We start from the raw sequence: 16,347 nt of genomic DNA, 5'->3' as shown, positions 1-16,347 counted from the left end.
ATTTAAGCAAATATGTCAGAGCAATTGATAACTGAGCAAATTAAAAAACAAGCTCGCCACTGGGTTTGCTGTTTAAACCGTGGCTTACATCATGAAGAAAAACCACAACTTATTGCTTGGGTCAATCAAAGTCCAGCACATCATCAAGCCATCTATAAAATGGCTACTTTCTTCGATAACATCAGTGAGTTAAAAACTCTTAACGGTGTTTTTCCCTTGGCACAGCAACCGAGCATAATTAGTGGGAAAGATTTCAAATGGTTACTTGCTATATTAGTGAGCATATTGCTCATTTTTATTTCATTGCCATTAAAAACCATGCTATTTGATTCAAATAGTCAATCGTTCCCCGTCCAAACTTATACCACTAATATCGGTGAAATCATCAGTGTCGAGTTAACGGACGGCAGTAAAATCACATTAAATACTCACTCTCAAGTGCGTGTAAGCTACACAGATAACCACCGTAATATTAATTTACTCTACGGCGAAGCCCAGTTTGATGTTGCCAAAGATTCTTCTAGACCATTTACCGTTACGTCAGGAAGTAAAGCCTTTACCGCATTAGGTACAATTTTTAATGTTCAAAAAAATAACGAATCTGATATGGAATTGATCGTCAATGAAGGTCAGGTACTGGTCAGTAACAGCCAGTTAACTAATCACCAACTGCAGACTTTGATATCAGAGGAGATCGATAAGTTTGAGTCGTCAAAAATCATTACTGATAACGAAAAATCGGTGATCAGCAATAATGTCCAACAACCTACTAATTCGCTGAGTAAAAAACAAAGTGCCAATGAATTAGCCTGGCAGCAAGGAATGTTAGTATTTAATGGTGAAACCTTAGCTCAGGCGCTGAACGAAGTGAGTCGCTATAGCAAGGTACAATTTGAAATTACCGACAGTAGCATCAACGATGTTAAAATAGCCGGCTACTTTAAAGCCGGAGATATAGACGGTTTACTAGCAGCACTATCTTATAACTTTGGCATCAAATCAAAATTTAACGCCACCAACTCAGTACAATTAAGTCAACAACCGACAAAAAGCTGATCCCGCTAACAATAGCACTTTAGCTAAACCGAGCTTCATACTATACTGAAGACATCAAACTCTTTTGATAATAATAATTTAGGGTCTGTTGTTTAACCAATGTCTTTGCTTTTATCTAGCACATCAAATAGCCAGCTTTCAATACGCTTAGCAACTTGCTTATGGCAAAACATAGCAGCCTTGCTAGCTGTTATGTTGCTGCCGCTCAGTTTTCAAGTTAAAGCAGACAAATTATATTATTTTGATATTAAATCACTCCCAGCCGATCAGGCACTGATCGCTTTTGCTAAACATTCTCAGCGCACCATTATTTTTTCTTACGAGCTCACTAAACACTATCAGGCAAACGAGCTTAACGGCTATTTTACAATTGCTCATGGCCTTAATAGATTACTGCGCCATACCGAACTTGAAGCCCATATCAATAGCAACGACGAAATACGCATTCAGCTCCGTCAACCAGCACATAAGCAAGACTCAATAACAAGGTCAACATCCAAAGCTCTTATTGCTAAGCAAGAAGAGAGTAATAATAGGATTGAAAAAATTGCCATTGTTGGCACAAGAAATATTGCACGTAGTATTCAGGAGCTCCCCGTCCCCGTTGATGTATTATCTGAAACCATGTTGGCAAATACTGGGCAGTTCGAAAATGGCCGCAAACTACAGACAATCGCTCCTTCGTTTAACTTTGCCAGTTCATCCATCAGTGATGGCACTGATGTACTCAAACCTGCTACCTTAAGAGGCTTAGGGCCAGATCAAACCTTACTCTTAGTCAATGGCAAACGTCGCCACCATTCCAGCCTTGTTCATATTAATACCTCCGTTGGCCGTGGTACATCAGGCGTTGGCATTAACGCAATTCCATTTAGTGCCATAAAACGTATCGAAATACTACGTGATGGCGCTGCTGCACAATATGGCTCAGATGCCATTGCCGGCGTGATAAATATTGTCTTAAAAGACTCGACTAGCAAAGGACATATCACCACTAGCTATGGTCAATATGGTAAAGGAGACGGTCAAAGTGCAGAGCTCAATATCAATAAAGGTTTCTCATTCAAGAATAACGGCTTTTTTAATGCCACGATAAATGTCCAAGATCACCAAGCAACAGATCGTTCAGGTCAACATGGCAGCTGCCAGTTTCCAGGTTGTGTCCGGTTAGCACCTGAGCAATTTTTAGCAAAAGATCCACGGGAATTTAGTGCTAAACGCGATACCTTTGACATTGGCGATCCCGCTTATCAGCAATTTTCACTGGCTTATAATAGCCAATATAATTTGACTGACGGCAAGCTTTATAGCTTTGCTATTTATTCAAAACGTGAGAATGACGCTGCCGCATTTTTCCGCGACAACCTTAATCAACAAGCGAATCCAATGTTACAAGACGGTGAGCCATTAGTTCCTGGTGGCTATCTACCTTTTATTCATTCAGATATTGCTGATGCATCATTTAGCCTTGGTTATAAAACCGAACTCAATCCAGATATATTAATGGATATCTCCTACAGTTACGGCGTTAACAGTATTGACTATACCACTAAAAATTCTGTTAATGCCTCGTACGCAATCATGCTTGAGCAACAGGGCATCACTGCTCAACAAATAAGAGAGCAGATGCCGAATTCAGCGGACGCATATGGTCTTAAATTATCGCTACAAACCATTAATTTAGATATCCAGAAGTTTTTTAGTTATGCCACACTAGCACTTGGACTGGAATTAAGAAAAGACCGTTATCAGGTTATAGCAGGCAACCAATATAGTTATTTTGATTACCATTCACCTGCTCCTCCAAGCGGCCCAAATAAGGTACTGGCAGGAATTCAGGGGTTTCCAGGGATAGCGCCTAATGCCGAAGTTGACGAGCAAAGGGATATAGCCTCAATCTATGTCGAAGTGAACAGTGAATTAAGTGAGTATTTCAATTACAGCGCTGCCCTACGTTATGATGATTATCAGGACTTTGGCTCAACCTCTAATATCAAGTTAGCAGCAAATTGGCGACCATTTGAACACTTTAATTTACGAAGCTCCATCAGCACAGGGTTCAGAGCCCCTTCTATGCAGCAACTATATTTTAATAACACCAGTACGCAATTTATCGTCAATCAAGAAAATCAATTGAGCTCAGAGCAAGTCGGCACCTTTAGAAATGACAGCCAGCTTGCGCAAATAATAGGGCTCCCACAGTTAACCGAGGAACAATCTAAAAACTTTTCCCTTGGTGCGGTATTTAATTTCACAGAGCAGTTTAATGTCACTATTGATTACTATGCGATTAATATTGATGATCGCATTGTTATCAGTAATAAATTATCGGCTGAACAATCGCCATCACTTGCACAGGCAATCAAACATACAGGTGTAGACAAGGCGCAGGTATTTCTTAACGGCGCCGATACTCAAACCCAGGGGCTCGATATCATCTCGACCTGGCACTCCCAACTGTTTAGTGGCCAACATACACTGACATTAGCAGCAAACTTCACCGACACTGATGTCACCCGGCTTTATTCACCGAAAAATAGCGCGTTATCACCATTAGATAACGAGCAAGTTTTCGCCCGTCAGGACATTTCAATTATTGAACAGTGGCAACCAAAAGACAGAATTAGCTTAACTTCACTGTATCAGCAACAAAGCTGGTCATTGAATCTGGCATTAAATCGCTACGGCAAATACACCATAATCGATGGTGAACAACAAACCTATGGTGCAAAAACCTTAACCGATATCCGTTTTCAGCATGACCTTAGTAACAACTTTTCCTGGTATCTGGGGGTAAATAATCTATTTGATGTCACCCCGGACAAGAACACTATCGGCAACTCACACGCAGGTACTATAGTTGATCAACAAGGCAATACTATTGTTAGCAGCCTTGGCGTCTTTAAATACTCTCGTCGCTCAGCCCCATTTGGTTTTAATGGTAGTTATTTTTACTTAGGTGTTAACTACCATTTTTAATAATAGCTCTGGCAACTATTGTGCAATTTTACGCGTAAAAACCCAGTCATTGCCTTTAGATAGCTCGTTACTATATTGATAACCAGCAACGTCAAAGTTTTTCAATTGTTCTAGTGAATTAATTTGGTTTTCAATAATATAGCGCGCCATTAAACCACGTGCTTTTTTCGCAAAAAAGCTGATCATTTTATATTGACCATTTTTCCAGTCTTTAAACGCTGGGGTAATGATTTCCGCCTGCAATGATTTCTTTTTCACCGACTTAAAGTACTCATTAGATGCAAGGTTGATCAGTACGTTATCACCTTGTGCCTCTATAGCTTGATTGAGCTTTTCTGTAATGATTTCCCCCCAGAATTGATAGAGGTTTGCTCCTCGTTCATTGGCCAACTTAGTGCCCATTTCCAGGCGATATGCTTGCATCAGATCTAAAGGTTTTAACAAACCATATAATCCAGATAATATCCGCATATGCTGCTGCGCATAGGCAAAGTCTTTTTCCGATAACGTAGCAGCATCAATACCGGTATAAACATCACCGTTAAATGCCAGAATTGCCGCTCTAGCGTTTTCTGGCGTAAAAGGCTGAGACCACTGACCAAAGCGTGCCGCATTTAAACCAGCTAATTTATCACTGATACCCATTAGCGATGATAAGTCTGCTGGTGACAAGGTTTTACATTGTTCGACAAGTATTTGGCTATGTGACAGTAACTCCGGTTGCGAATATTGCTCCGTCGCTAACGGAGAATCATAATCAAGATTTTTTGCTGGCGAAACAACCAATAGCATAAGATACCTATTCCTTGTTAAGTAAAATTTCTGTGTAAAATTTTTTCCGCCCACTATAGCATATTTCCTAACTTGAAGGAGTTAAAAGTCTTTTTCCCATTTAGCTATATAAAATAATGAATAAATCAATAAAGCTACTTGCTAATTTACTAGAATTTGATACAAATTAGCGTTCGTGCTCAATTAAGGTAAGCTTGGGCATTAACGGAGTTACACCAAAAATAAGCATCTTGTCTCAACGCTTAATCGGTACACTTTTTAATTTCATCAAAAACAAGGCAGATGTTATGACTGATCAATTAACACAATTAAAAGCAATGACCACTGTGGTTGCTGACACCGGCGATATTGAAGCCATCGCTAAATTTCACCCACAAGACGCCACCACTAACCCATCACTATTACTAAAAGCTGCGTCATTAAGTAATTATCAACACTTACTCTCTCAAGCCGTTGAATGGGCAAAAGTACAATCAAATGACGCTGAACAACAGGTAATTGATGCAGCTGATAAGCTCTCAGTATTAATCGGTATTGAAATATTAAAAATCATCCCAGGCAGAATTTCTACCGAAGTCGATGCTCGTTTATCTTTTGATACCCAAGCTTCTATCGACAAGGCCCATAAACTTATCGCCATGTATAATGAAGCGGGCATTAGCAACGACAGAATTTTGATAAAACTTGCCTCTACTTGGGAAGGAATTAAAGCAGCTGAGCAATTAGAACAAGCTGGCATTAACTGTAATCTAACGCTGTTATTTAGTTTTGCTCAAGCACAGGCGTGCGCTGAAGCAGGTACCTTTCTGATTTCCCCTTTCGTTGGCCGCATACTTGACTGGTATAAAAAGGATACCGGAAAAACTGAATACCCGGCAGCAGAAGATCCTGGGGTGTTATCAGTGACTAAAATATATAACTATTATAAAGCAATGGACTATAGCACTATTGTTATGGGCGCTAGCTTTAGAAATAGTGGTGAAATTTTAGCATTGGCAGGTTGTGATCGCTTGACCATTAGTCCGCAATTATTAGAAGAATTAGCGACTTCAAATGAGCCAGTTGAGCAGAAGTTGGTTGCAGAGCAAGCCAAAGCAGAGCGCCCGGAAAAGTTAACTGAAAGTAAATTCCGCTGGTTAATGAACCAAGATGCGATGGCAACAGAAAAACTTGCTGAAGGTATTCGTAACTTTGCCATTGATCAGGTCAAATTGGAAAAGCAGTTAGCGGAACTGTTGTGAACCTTAAGTCACACTAACGTTTTATAGAAGCTAAGAAAACAGATTAGCTTTCAATTACTTATAAAAAAAGTTTAAAAAGATGTTCATTTCTGCAACAGAGTATGATAAAAAAATCATGCAGTTGTAGAAAAAAGGAGCATTCCATGAATAAACTCGAAGAAGTATTGGGCTCACTTGGTAAACAACCCAAAACGACAACAAGTAATAACAAAAAACGAAAATGGCGTGAAATAGAACAACTGAAAGATAAGTTCCAACTAGAAAAAGATTTAAAGGCATATGATGACTCGCTAGAGTACATGTTGGACGAGTTTTAAGCTAATTAAAACACCTCACTAAAAACCCAGTAACAACTGGGTTTTTTATTGCCTCTTCATTTATCACATCAATTGAAAACATGCAGCTATGACCAATAGACAAAATATCGCATTAGGTGACTCAGCAGCCAATATCCGGGTTTTTATCGCTAATCGGCCACCACTTACACCATATCAGCAATTATGTCATTTCAGGCCGATACAGCACGGTGAAATTAAAAATATCGCCGAACAAACAGGTAATCATTGGCGAAAGATATTCAACGTCTATGCTAAATTCATCTTTGAACTCAAAACCCCAGCGTTTAATAGCTGGCAACACTACCGTGATCGACAATTGCTTACGAAGGACAGTAACACCGCACTGATTTTTTCAAAACCTAAATTAACAACAACCAATATGAAAGAGCCCGTTATCAATATTGTTCTTGGTAAAACTTATGCCACCGAACTTGGGCTGGCCGAGCAATGTCAGTGGATATCACCAGACTTTGCCATTAATCACAGCCTAGGATTAATTATCAGCCCTTATTTTGACTACCGTCAGCTGAGCAATATAAAAATCACCCAACTGTGTCAGCTAGTGAAGCAATTAGTTCAAGATAATGCCTGAATGCTATAGAGATTTTCATGTTCGAGCCATTTTGGATAGCTGCGTAACGGCTCTTTGCTTGGTTTTGCAAGATAATAGCCTTGAGCATAGGTCATACCGAGTTGACGCAACAACTCAAACTCCTGAAAACACTCGATCCCTTCTACTACAACCTTGGCCTGCGCCGACTCTGCCAGTTCAAAAATCGCAGTTAAGAATTTACGTTTAAAACTATCTTGATGACAATTTTCGACAAAATAGCGATCAACCTTAACAATATTGGGCCGTAACTGGCTCCATAATTTTAAACCAGAATAACCGGCACCGAGATCATCAATCGCCACTTTGAAACCAAATTCCCGGTATTTAGCTAATGCCTGACTTAACATTTGCTCATTCGGATTAGGGTATTTCTCACTCAGTTCGATCACAATTTGCTGACAATCTAAACCGGCACGTTCAACAAAGCGCATGGTTTCTCCCTGAGGGTGCGCTTTATCTAACAACACTAATGGACTGATATTAAGAAAGAGTTTGCCTTTGAGCCCTAAGCGTACAAATTGTTTAATTGCACTGTCACGGCACAATATTTCCAGCTCGGAAAGCAAACCACATTCAGTGGCGTCATGAAACAACAGATCTGGATAATAATAACGGCTACCTTCTGGCCCCCGAGTTAAGGCTTCATAGCCTAAAATACTTTGCTGATTAACATCAAAGATCGCTTGGAATACAGTGGTTACGTTTTTCTCTTTTACAATATTTTCTATAGCTCTATACACTAGTCTACTCTCTCTTTACCCTTAGTTAGTGTAAATGGCCTAAATGACAGTTTTATGACAAAAAAGGCTTATCCAGTGAAAACACCAGATAAGCCTTTTGAAAACAAAATAAGAGTTATTCTGTTGGTAGAGTGTCGTCAGCTACTTCATGCTCTTCAGCGGCAACAGCAGTTTCCACTTCAATTCTATCGACTCGCTGTAAACCACGAGGAAGCTTATTACCCCGACGCCCCCGTTCACCGCGGTAATGCTCAATGTCTTTTGCTTTAAGCATTAGTTTACGCTTTCCAGCATGCAAGGTAACTGAATCTTCTGCATTAAGCACAGTCAGTAAGGTCACAAACTCTTCCCTCGCTTTTGCTCTGGCGGATGAAATATTAATGATTTTATTGCCTTTACCTTTACTCAATGCCGGTAGATCTTTTACTGGAAAAACCAGCATTCGCCCTTCTGAAGTAATCGATAAGACCAGCGCCGCTTCTAAATCATTAATTGCTTGTGGCGTCATTACTTTCGCATTTGCCGGTAGACTCAACAGCGCCTTACCGTTTTTATTACGGCTGACCATATCGGCAAACTTACCGATAAAACCGTAACCGGCATCACTACTTAATAAAAAGTTCGCCTCATCATCTGCCATTATTGTTTGCTCAAAGTTTTCTCCGGCAGTGAGACTAAAGCGTCCGGTTAACGGCTCGCCTTGACTTCTCGCTGTCGGTAAACTGTGTGCATCCGTGGTATACGCTCTCCCCCCGGAGTCAATAAATACCACAGGGCGGTTACTGCGCCCCCGCGCCGAGCATAGATATTCATCACCTGCTTTATAACTTAATGCTTTCGGATCGATATCATGGCCTTTAGCACAACGCGCCCAACCTTTTTGTGACACCACTACCGTTACTGGCTCACTCGGCACGAGATCTTTTTCCGACAGGGCTTTTGCTTCGCCACGCTCAACGATTTTCGAACGTCGATCATCACCATATTTTTCTGCCGCTTCCAGCAGCTCTTTTTTCATTAAGGTGTTCATCCGCGCTTTCGAATTCAGCGTTTTTTCTAAGTAATCACGCTCTTTATTCAATTCGTCTTGCTCAGTACGGATTTTGATCTCTTCTAACTTAGCCAGTTGGCGTAACTTGATCTCTAATATCGCTTCCGCCTGAATTTTTGATAAATTAAAGCGCGATATCAATTCCGCTTTCGCATCATCATAATTACGAATAATTTCGATCACTTCGTCAATATTAAGATAAGCAATGAGTAAGCCATCTAAAATATGTAAGCGCGCCAACACTTTATCTAAACGGTATTGTAACCGTCGACGTACCGTTTCACGACGAAACTCCAGCCATTCAACCAACATGGTACGTAAATCTTTAACCGCCGGCTTATTATCCAGCCCTATCATGTTTAAATTAACACGATAGTTTTTCTCCAGATCTGTGGTCGCAAATAAATGCTGCATTAACTGCTCAACATCCACCCGGTTCGACCTTGGCACTACCACCAGTCGAGTGGGGTTTTCATGATCCGATTCATCCCGTAAATCGACCACCATAGGCAATTTCTTTGCGGTCATCTGATTGGCAATTTGTTCTAGAATCTTGCCTCCGGATGCCTGATGCGGCAAGGCTGTGATCACTATATCGCCCTGCTCAACTTCATAAACAGCGCGCATTTTTATACTGCCACGTCCGGTTTGATAAATTTTCTCTATATCTGCCTTAGCTGTGATAATTTCCGCATCAGTTGGATAATCAGGACCTTTAACGTGCGTTAACAACTCAGCCAGTTCGGTTTTTGGCGATTCTATTAACTGGACACAGGCATTAGCAACTTCTCTGACATTATGTGGCGGAATGTCCGTAGCCATACCAACCGCGATCCCGGTAATACCGTTTAACAAGATATGAGGTAAACGCGCCGGTAAGGTTTGCGGCTCTTTCATGGTACCATCAAAGTTAGGGATCCAGTCTACAGTCCCCTGTCCTAACTCAGATAATAACACTTCGCTAAAACGTGATAATCTTGCTTCGGTATAACGCATCGCAGCAAATGATTTAGGATCATCCGGTGCCCCCCAGTTGCCCTGACCATCCACTAATGGATAGCGATAGGAAAATGGTTGCGCCATCAACACCATAGCTTCATAACAAGCGGAATCACCATGAGGGTGAAATTTACCAAGCACATCACCAACCGTACGAGCCGACTTTTTATACTTAGCAACAGCTGATAATCCCAGCTCCGACATTGCATAAACGATACGACGTTGGACTGGCTTTAAACCATCACCGATATGCGGCAACGCCCTATCCATGATGACGTACATCGAATAATTAAGGTAGGCTTCTTCTGTAAATTGGCGTAAAGGCCGTTGTTCAATACCGTCGAGACTATAATCTAGCGCATCTGACATCAAATGTTTTCCCGATTAAAACTATTATTATCATTATGTTAATTAGCTATCTAACACTGAGTTAATGAGTTTTTATTATGTGGTTAGCTCTGCTAGCACTTCATAGCCCTAGCTTATATGATTATTCTGTTAGAAAAAATAGTCGTTCGCAAGAAATTTGCGCTGACTCAAACTTAATAGTTACCCTTGATAACAACACACCTGATTACGACCGGCAGCTTTTGCCTGATACATAGCCTGATCTGCAGCATGTAATAAATCATCAAAATTAGCCGCTGTATCGACAATATTAGCAACTCCAGCACTAATAGTGACCATCTGCTCAATATCCGGCATATAAACCTGTTCAACTTTTTCTCTAAACCGTTCAGCAATCGCTTTTGCTTCTTCTAACTGCGTTGCCGGCAGAACAACAGCAAATTCTTCACCACCAAGTCGGGCGAAAACATCACGGGTACGTATTGTTTCCCGACCAAGTGTCGCCACTTTATTGATCACCTGATCACCTTTATCATGACCATAATCATCATTGACCTGTTTAAAATAATCAATATCCAACATAATAACGCTTAAAGTCTTCCCTTCGTCTGCATATTGCTTAACAAAATGTTCTCCCTGTTCGAACAGAGTTCGACGGTTATATAGCCCGGTTAAACTATCGGTATTAGATAATGACCTTAAAATTGAACGTACACGAAATTGTCGGATTAATAGCACTAAAAATACGATAGCGGTAATGATAAAAATTAAGCTATTTCGTTGCTGGATCTGCGTACTTTTCTCAGTTTCTTTTAACTGTAATGCCTTGAGTTCATGCTGACTTTTCAGTAGCTCATTCGCTTTAACTTTCAGATCTGTTTCATATTTTTTATTTAGCTTGGTTAACCGCTGTTCACGTAACTGGTCGCGATAATCTTGGTATTTTTCGATATAGATCTCTTTTTGCTGATACGCTTTATCATAATCGCTTGCTTTAACATAAAGCTCTGCCAATATTAGATGAATCTTTGCAAAATCAGGGGTCACTAACTGACTTTTTGCCATTCTGTCTTCCATTGCAATCGCAGATAGTAACTCATTAACATGATGCTCAAGGCGAGAATCATCTGTCAGTAAAAGTGCATTAATAATACTCATTAAATAACGTTCGGCACGATTAAAATTATCACTAATAGCGATGATTTTCGGCTGAATTTCTCTTGCTTGCTCTGGCGATGATTCACTCAGCGCTAACAAAGACAAAATGCGAGCATTTACAGGTAATGGCTGATCATTCGATAATAAAGTTTTATCACCGCTTTCTTGGGCTACAATAAATGGAAAGACACTGTGCTTATATTGCTCTGCGGCTGCAACACTGTAGATACTGCCAATTAAAGAGAACAATAAAATGAATGCCAATAATTGCTTACTCACTGCTACAGACCTTATTTTTTCCCTGGCGCTTTGCCTGATACATCAGGCGATCAGCTCTTTGTAACAATTGATCAAAACCGTGAATTTCTGAGCTGACAGTCGATGCGATACCGACACTGACGGTCACCTTTTCTATCTCATTATGTGCCCACTGCATCCGGCTGATAGTCAGGCGTAATAATTCTGCGAGCTCAATAGCTGACGCTATAGTGGTTACTGGTAATAAGACAATAAATTCTTCACCGCCTAATCGACCAAACACTCCTTTATCGCCAACAAGCTGCTGACCTACTTGTGCTACTTGCTGTAAGGTCTGATCACCAACTTTATGCCCTAGACTATCATTAATTTCTTTAAAATCATCAATATCCAATACTATTAAACTAAAAGGCTGCTTGTTAAGCCATGCACGCTTAACAAATTTTTCCCCCAGCTCAATTAAGCGGCGACGATTAGTCACCCCTGTTAACTCATCCGTTCGACTAGCGATCAACAGTTTTTTTTGTCCTTTTAGCGTTTTAACCAGCAACCAAGCCAGTACTAAAACAACAATAGCAAAAGTGGTACTGAAAAGTTGCCGGTTTTCCGCATCACTTTTTGCCTCTGATAATTTCAGTGTCTGTACGGATTCCTGATGCTCTAATATTTTCTTTTCAATATCCGCTTGTTCGCTTTCATAGCGCATACGTAAATCTTCAACTTCTTCAAAGTTGCTTTTTTCTGGTAACGCTAAGGCAATCGTTAAAAATTGTTCTTGTGCTAAATATGCTTGTTTATGCTCTTTCAGTTGATGATATAGTTCCGCTTTCAAATATAAAACATTAAGTTGAGAAATAGTCGACACCATTTTTTGTTTATGGTTGTTGTATTGCTTTAATAACTGTTCAGCTTTTAGCATACTTTCAAGTGCTTCCTGCGTTTTTCCAAGCTCTTTAAACAAATAACCTTTATCCAAGGCATGGGCTATTGGAAAATCCGCTTGTTGGGCATTTTCCGCATATTGACTGGCAAGCAGCATATAATGATAGGAAGCTTCAGGATCGCTGTCTTTTTGTTTAGCTTGTGCCCAAGCCATACCTGAATACGCAGAAGAAATCAGTTCGTCATTGCCGATTTGTTCGGCATGATCTATCACTTCCTTGAATAAAGGGATCGCCTCTTCATAGCGTTCACTAGCCGCATGGTTACTAGCCATATTGCTTAACGTATTATAGGCGTAGAAAGTTTTACCTGCTTTTAAATAATGCTCATATGATTTTTGATAATAAATTAGCGATTTATCTTCTTGAGAAATTAAACTGTATAAAATGCCAAGTTCAGAATAAACAAAACCTGATAGCTCATCATCATTCAGTTTTTTCGCGATAGCCAGCGCATCATTGAACATGGTCAGTGAATGTTCAAATTGCTCTGTAAGATAATCCAGTGCACCAAGGTTGGTGAGCCCCATAGCCACTATTTTTTTATCGTTTAATGAATCCGCTATCTCAATACCATTAAGGTAGTCTTGTCGCGCGGCTTGGTAATTACCTAAACTTTCAACGGCAAAACCACGAGCATATAATAGCTCAGCGGTAACAATGTCAGAGCTTGCTAACGTCATCGCTAGGCTTATCCCTTGCGTAGCGACTTCTTTACTTTTTTGATATTGCGCCTGTTCAACATAAACTTCAGCCAACAAGCGGTAAAAAATTAATTGATTTTTGACTGATAAATTAGCCAGCTGTGAGCGCTGAGCATCTAACTTAAGGAAAGCTTGGTTTAAATTCTGGCCTTGTAACTTTTCAACATTAGCAACAAACTGGCTAAAATTACCATTGTTAATGGCAGTATTATTGGCTTGCTCTGCATAAACTTTACAAGATATTAACAAAAAAACAGCTAGAACTAGACTAGGGATCAATTTAAACAAATTGAACAGACCTAAAGACAAATTCGCTTCCTTATTATGCTAGCTATTAGAATTATTATGCATTTTCAAATCGAAAACCGCCCCAGTATAAAACGAAATAATCTAAATGATAAAGCCTATTTTATTATTTCTGTTGCAAAATATTGCTTAGCTGGTTAAGCATTTTCCTGATGCCAGTAGCTTGCTTCAATTTTGTTACCATCTAAATCAATAACGAAACAGCCATAATAGGGTTCGCCATACTCTTTTCTTGGTCCAGGCGCGCCATTATCTTTTGCTCCTAACGTCATTGCAACGCGATAAAATTCATCGACTTCTTGCGGAGAAGTTGCAACAAAACCAAAGTGTACACCGTTACCCACAGACGCGGTTTGTTTATCAAACGGAATTTGCAACCAAAACTCCGGATAGCCTTTGCCAAACGCTACAGCATGTGGATAATCACAAACGAGATAAATCCCCAGAGTAGCCAATAAAGGCTGATAAAATGATTTAGCCTTTGCTACGTCATTTGTGCCAAGTGAGGCATGGCAAATAGCGCGTAAATTACGATGTGATATCATAAAAGTAATTATCCAAATAAAATATCCAATAAATTAAATTCGACGAATGAAATATCCGGACATCAACGCCAGTAAACTGGAAATCATTAAACACGTCGCCAATCCGTAGGCCTGATATATATAACCAGAAAGTACAGTACCGAGTAAACGTCCCATAGCATTAGCCATATAATAAAAACCAACATCCATCGACACGCCATCTTCTTTTGCCATAGCAACGACTAAATAACTATGCAAAGAAGAATTTATCGCAAAAACAGCGCCAAAAACCAATAAGCCAATGATTACCATATAGTAGACAGAGAAATTACCATAGATAGCGACTGCAATAACGAAGGTTAACAACGCCAAAGCAAATACCCAAACGCTGAGTAGCTGACCGGAAATTTTTTGATCACCTAACCAGGCTAACAACCGTGGTGCTTTTGCTTGCACAGCACCGTAAGCTATCACCCAAATCGCCATAAAACCGCCGACAAACTGATGTGACCAGGCAAACTTAGTGATCAAAAACAAAGGTAAGGCAACAACAAACCAGACATCTCGCGCGGCAAACAAACAAAGCCGAGCAGCTGAAAGATAATTCAGTGCCGCACTTTTAGAAAACACTTCACTAAATTTAGGCTTAGCTTTTGCTTTACCTAAATCCTGTTCAAGTAAGCAAATGCTGGCAATAGTGATAACCAATAGTATCAGCGCCATGCTCAATAAGGCATACTGAAAGCCAACTAGCGCTAATAACGCACCACCTAAGAAAAAACCAGCGCCTTTCAACGCGTTTTTTGAACCGGTTAATATCGCTACCCATTTAAATAATGGCGAGTCATTTTGCTGGCTGTCATTTTTTACTAAAGATTTCACACTGCTTTTAGCGCTCATCTTATTGAGATCTTTAGCGATCCCGGATAAGGCTTGCGCTAACATCACCCAATACATGGTTAGCATTTCCTGCGGCAATGCCAACATTAATAATGCGCCAACCTGCAAAGCAAGGCCAATATTCATGGTTTTATTTAAGCCGATACGCGCGCCTAGCCAGCCACCGACTAAGTTAGTGATCACACCAAAAATTTCATAAAACAGAAACAACATCGCAATAGCAAGCGGCTGATAGCCCAGTTGGTAAAAATACAGCACCACTAACATCCGCAATGCGCCATCAGTTAGTGTAAAGAACCAATAATTGCCAGTAATGATCAAGTACTGTTGAATATTTTTCGGTAACGCCTGAATTTTGCTAAACATGACTTACTATCACTTAGCTTAAACTGAGTGCTACTTTTTTCACTAATTCGGCGGTGCGGTTAGCATAGCCCCACTCATTATCATACCAAAGGTACATTTTTAACTGAGTGTCGTTCACCACCATAGTCGATAAGGCATCAACAATAGATGAACGAGGGTCGGTCTTATAATCTACCGACACTAAGGGCTTTTCTTCATAGCCTAAAATACCTTTCAACTCACCATCTGCCGCATGACTCATTAACTGATTAATTTCTTCGACAGTGACCGAGCGTGACATTTCAAAAACACAATCTGTGATCGACGCATTCGCTAGCGGCACCCTTACTGCGTGACCATTTAATCGGCCTTTTAATTCAGGAAAAATATGAGTAATAGCAGTTGCCGAGCCGGTAGTGGTAGGGATCAAACTTTGACCACAAGCTCTTGCACGACGCAGATCTTTATGAGGGGCATCTAATATGGTTTGGGTATTCGTAATATCGTGAATCGTGGTCATACTACCATGCTTAATACCGATACTGTTTTGCAATACTTTGACCACTGGCGCTAAACAATTAGTAGTGCAAGATGCCGCCGTCACTAAACTGTGTTTCGACGCATCATAAAGCTCGTCATTTACCCCCATGACGATATTAAGCACCCCTTCCTCTTTTACCGGTGCAGTTACCACCACTTTTTGCACACCTTGCACTAAATACTGCTTCAGTAAACTGCTAGTCTTCATCTTGCCAGATGCTTCAACCACTATGTCACAGCCTGACCAGTCAGTTTCATCAATTTTCGTATTATTGGAGACTTTTATATTTTTATCGTCAATCAATATATGCTCAGCCGTTGCCGTTGCCGTTCCTGACCAAATGCCATGCACTGAATCATAATTGAGCAAATGCGCTAAGGTATTTGCATCACCTGCCGGATCATTGATCTGAATAAATTCAATTTCTGGCCAGTGCCACGCTGCTCTTAATACCAAGCGCCCCATACGGCCAAAACCATTGATTCCTACTTTTATCGTCATTCTATTTCTCAC

At 40.3% G+C, this 16,347-nt stretch carries 13 protein-coding genes; 5 read left to right on the top strand and 8 right to left on the bottom strand.

The features are described 5' to 3' along the window. Positions 1-12: 12 nt before the first annotated feature. Together QQK06_RS14740 and QQK06_RS14735 are read left to right on the top strand one after the other, a co-directional pair. Positions 13-1,056 (top strand): FecR family protein, encoded by a 1,044-nt coding sequence (locus QQK06_RS14740; RefSeq protein ID WP_284245513.1) that lies wholly within the window; start codon positions 13-15, stop codon positions 1,054-1,056. A gap of 99 nt (positions 1,057-1,155) precedes the next feature. Beyond that, complete coding sequence (locus QQK06_RS14735) at positions 1,156-4,035, top strand: TonB-dependent receptor plug domain-containing protein (protein ID WP_284245512.1); 2,880 nt, start codon at positions 1,156-1,158, stop codon at positions 4,033-4,035. Positions 4,036-4,050: 15 nt separating this feature from the next. Here the strand turns inward: QQK06_RS14735 and yaaA are convergent, their stop codons facing one another. Next, positions 4,051-4,827, bottom strand: coding sequence for a peroxide stress protein YaaA (gene yaaA / locus QQK06_RS14730; protein ID WP_284245510.1), 777 nt, complete (start codon positions 4,825-4,827; stop codon positions 4,051-4,053). A gap of 287 nt (positions 4,828-5,114) precedes the next feature. Between yaaA and tal the strand changes: the two genes are divergently transcribed. The 3 genes from tal to QQK06_RS14715 all read left to right on the top strand — a co-directional run bounded on the left by tal (position 5,115) and on the right by QQK06_RS14715 (position 6,998). Next, positions 5,115-6,068, top strand: coding sequence for a transaldolase (tal, locus tag QQK06_RS14725; RefSeq protein WP_284245508.1), 954 nt, complete (start codon positions 5,115-5,117; stop codon positions 6,066-6,068). Positions 6,069-6,211: 143 nt separating this feature from the next. Further along, positions 6,212-6,385 carry a DUF3545 family protein gene (locus tag QQK06_RS14720; RefSeq protein WP_284245506.1) on the top strand — a complete coding sequence of 58 codons (174 nt, stop codon included), beginning with the start codon at positions 6,212-6,214 and terminating at the stop codon, positions 6,383-6,385. An 88-nt stretch (positions 6,386-6,473) separates the two neighbouring features. After that, a complete protein-coding gene (locus QQK06_RS14715) occupies positions 6,474-6,998 on the top strand; it encodes a DUF6942 family protein (RefSeq protein ID WP_284245505.1) in 525 nt (174 codons plus the stop codon). Here QQK06_RS14715 and QQK06_RS14710 read toward each other — a convergent pair. The 7 genes from QQK06_RS14710 to QQK06_RS14680 form a co-directional block, all read right to left on the bottom strand. Beyond that, positions 6,983-7,759 carry an EAL domain-containing protein gene (locus tag QQK06_RS14710; RefSeq protein WP_284245504.1) on the bottom strand — a complete coding sequence of 259 codons (777 nt, stop codon included), beginning with the start codon at positions 7,757-7,759 and terminating at the stop codon, positions 6,983-6,985. The two genes, QQK06_RS14715 and QQK06_RS14710, sit on opposite strands and share 16 nt — an antisense overlap. A 115-nt stretch (positions 7,760-7,874) precedes the next feature. Continuing rightward, positions 7,875-10,178, bottom strand: coding sequence for a DNA topoisomerase IV subunit A (parC, locus tag QQK06_RS14705; protein ID WP_284245503.1), 2,304 nt, complete (start codon positions 10,176-10,178; stop codon positions 7,875-7,877). Positions 10,179-10,358: 180 nt separating this feature from the next. Further along, entirely contained in the window at positions 10,359-11,594 is a 1,236-nt protein-coding gene (locus QQK06_RS14700; RefSeq protein ID WP_284245502.1) for a GGDEF domain-containing protein, read from the bottom strand. Beyond that, entirely contained in the window at positions 11,587-13,467 is a 1,881-nt protein-coding gene (locus tag QQK06_RS14695) for a GGDEF domain-containing protein (protein WP_284245501.1), read from the bottom strand. Before QQK06_RS14695 ends, QQK06_RS14700 begins: the two co-directional genes overlap by 8 nt. 194 nt (positions 13,468-13,661) lie before the next feature. Further along, the gene (locus tag QQK06_RS14690) at positions 13,662-14,069 is read right to left on the bottom strand and encodes a VOC family protein (protein WP_284245499.1); all 408 of its coding nucleotides are present in this window, start codon (positions 14,067-14,069) and stop codon (positions 13,662-13,664) included. Between the two features lie 33 nt (positions 14,070-14,102). Further along, a complete protein-coding gene (gene arsJ, locus QQK06_RS14685) occupies positions 14,103-15,314 on the bottom strand; it encodes an organoarsenical effux MFS transporter ArsJ (protein ID WP_284245498.1) in 1,212 nt (403 codons plus the stop codon). Between the two features lie 13 nt (positions 15,315-15,327). Then, a complete protein-coding gene (locus QQK06_RS14680) occupies positions 15,328-16,335 on the bottom strand; it encodes an ArsJ-associated glyceraldehyde-3-phosphate dehydrogenase (protein WP_284245497.1) in 1,008 nt (335 codons plus the stop codon). Positions 16,336-16,347: the final 12 nt, after the last annotated feature.

Source organism: Thalassotalea insulae, assembly GCF_030161395.1.
GTDB lineage: Bacteria > Pseudomonadota > Gammaproteobacteria > Enterobacterales > Alteromonadaceae > Thalassotalea_E > Thalassotalea_E insulae.
The sequence above is the reverse complement of the archived record's forward strand: the minus strand, read 5'-3'. Positions and strand labels throughout refer to the sequence as shown.

What these genes read in the sequence shown, in the direction of transcription:
- yaaA (WP_284245510.1), bottom strand. Translation starts at nt 4,827, where the DNA reads ATGCTATTGGTTGTTTCGCCAGCAAAAAATCTTGATTATGATTCTCCG.
- QQK06_RS14740 (WP_284245513.1), top strand. Translation starts at nt 13, where the DNA reads ATGTCAGAGCAATTGATAACTGAGCAAATTAAAAAACAAGCTCGCCAC.
- QQK06_RS14720 (WP_284245506.1), top strand. Translation starts at nt 6,212, where the DNA reads ATGAATAAACTCGAAGAAGTATTGGGCTCACTTGGTAAACAACCCAAA.
- QQK06_RS14690 (WP_284245499.1), bottom strand. Translation starts at nt 14,069, where the DNA reads ATGATATCACATCGTAATTTACGCGCTATTTGCCATGCCTCACTTGGC.
- tal (WP_284245508.1), top strand. Translation starts at nt 5,115, where the DNA reads ATGACTGATCAATTAACACAATTAAAAGCAATGACCACTGTGGTTGCT.
- QQK06_RS14680 (WP_284245497.1), bottom strand. Translation starts at nt 16,335, where the DNA reads ATGACGATAAAAGTAGGAATCAATGGTTTTGGCCGTATGGGGCGCTTG.
- QQK06_RS14735 (WP_284245512.1), top strand. Translation starts at nt 1,156, where the DNA reads ATGTCTTTGCTTTTATCTAGCACATCAAATAGCCAGCTTTCAATACGC.
- arsJ (WP_284245498.1), bottom strand. Translation starts at nt 15,314, where the DNA reads ATGTTTAGCAAAATTCAGGCGTTACCGAAAAATATTCAACAGTACTTG.
- QQK06_RS14715 (WP_284245505.1), top strand. Translation starts at nt 6,474, where the DNA reads ATGACCAATAGACAAAATATCGCATTAGGTGACTCAGCAGCCAATATC.
- parC (WP_284245503.1), bottom strand. Translation starts at nt 10,178, where the DNA reads ATGTCAGATGCGCTAGATTATAGTCTCGACGGTATTGAACAACGGCCT.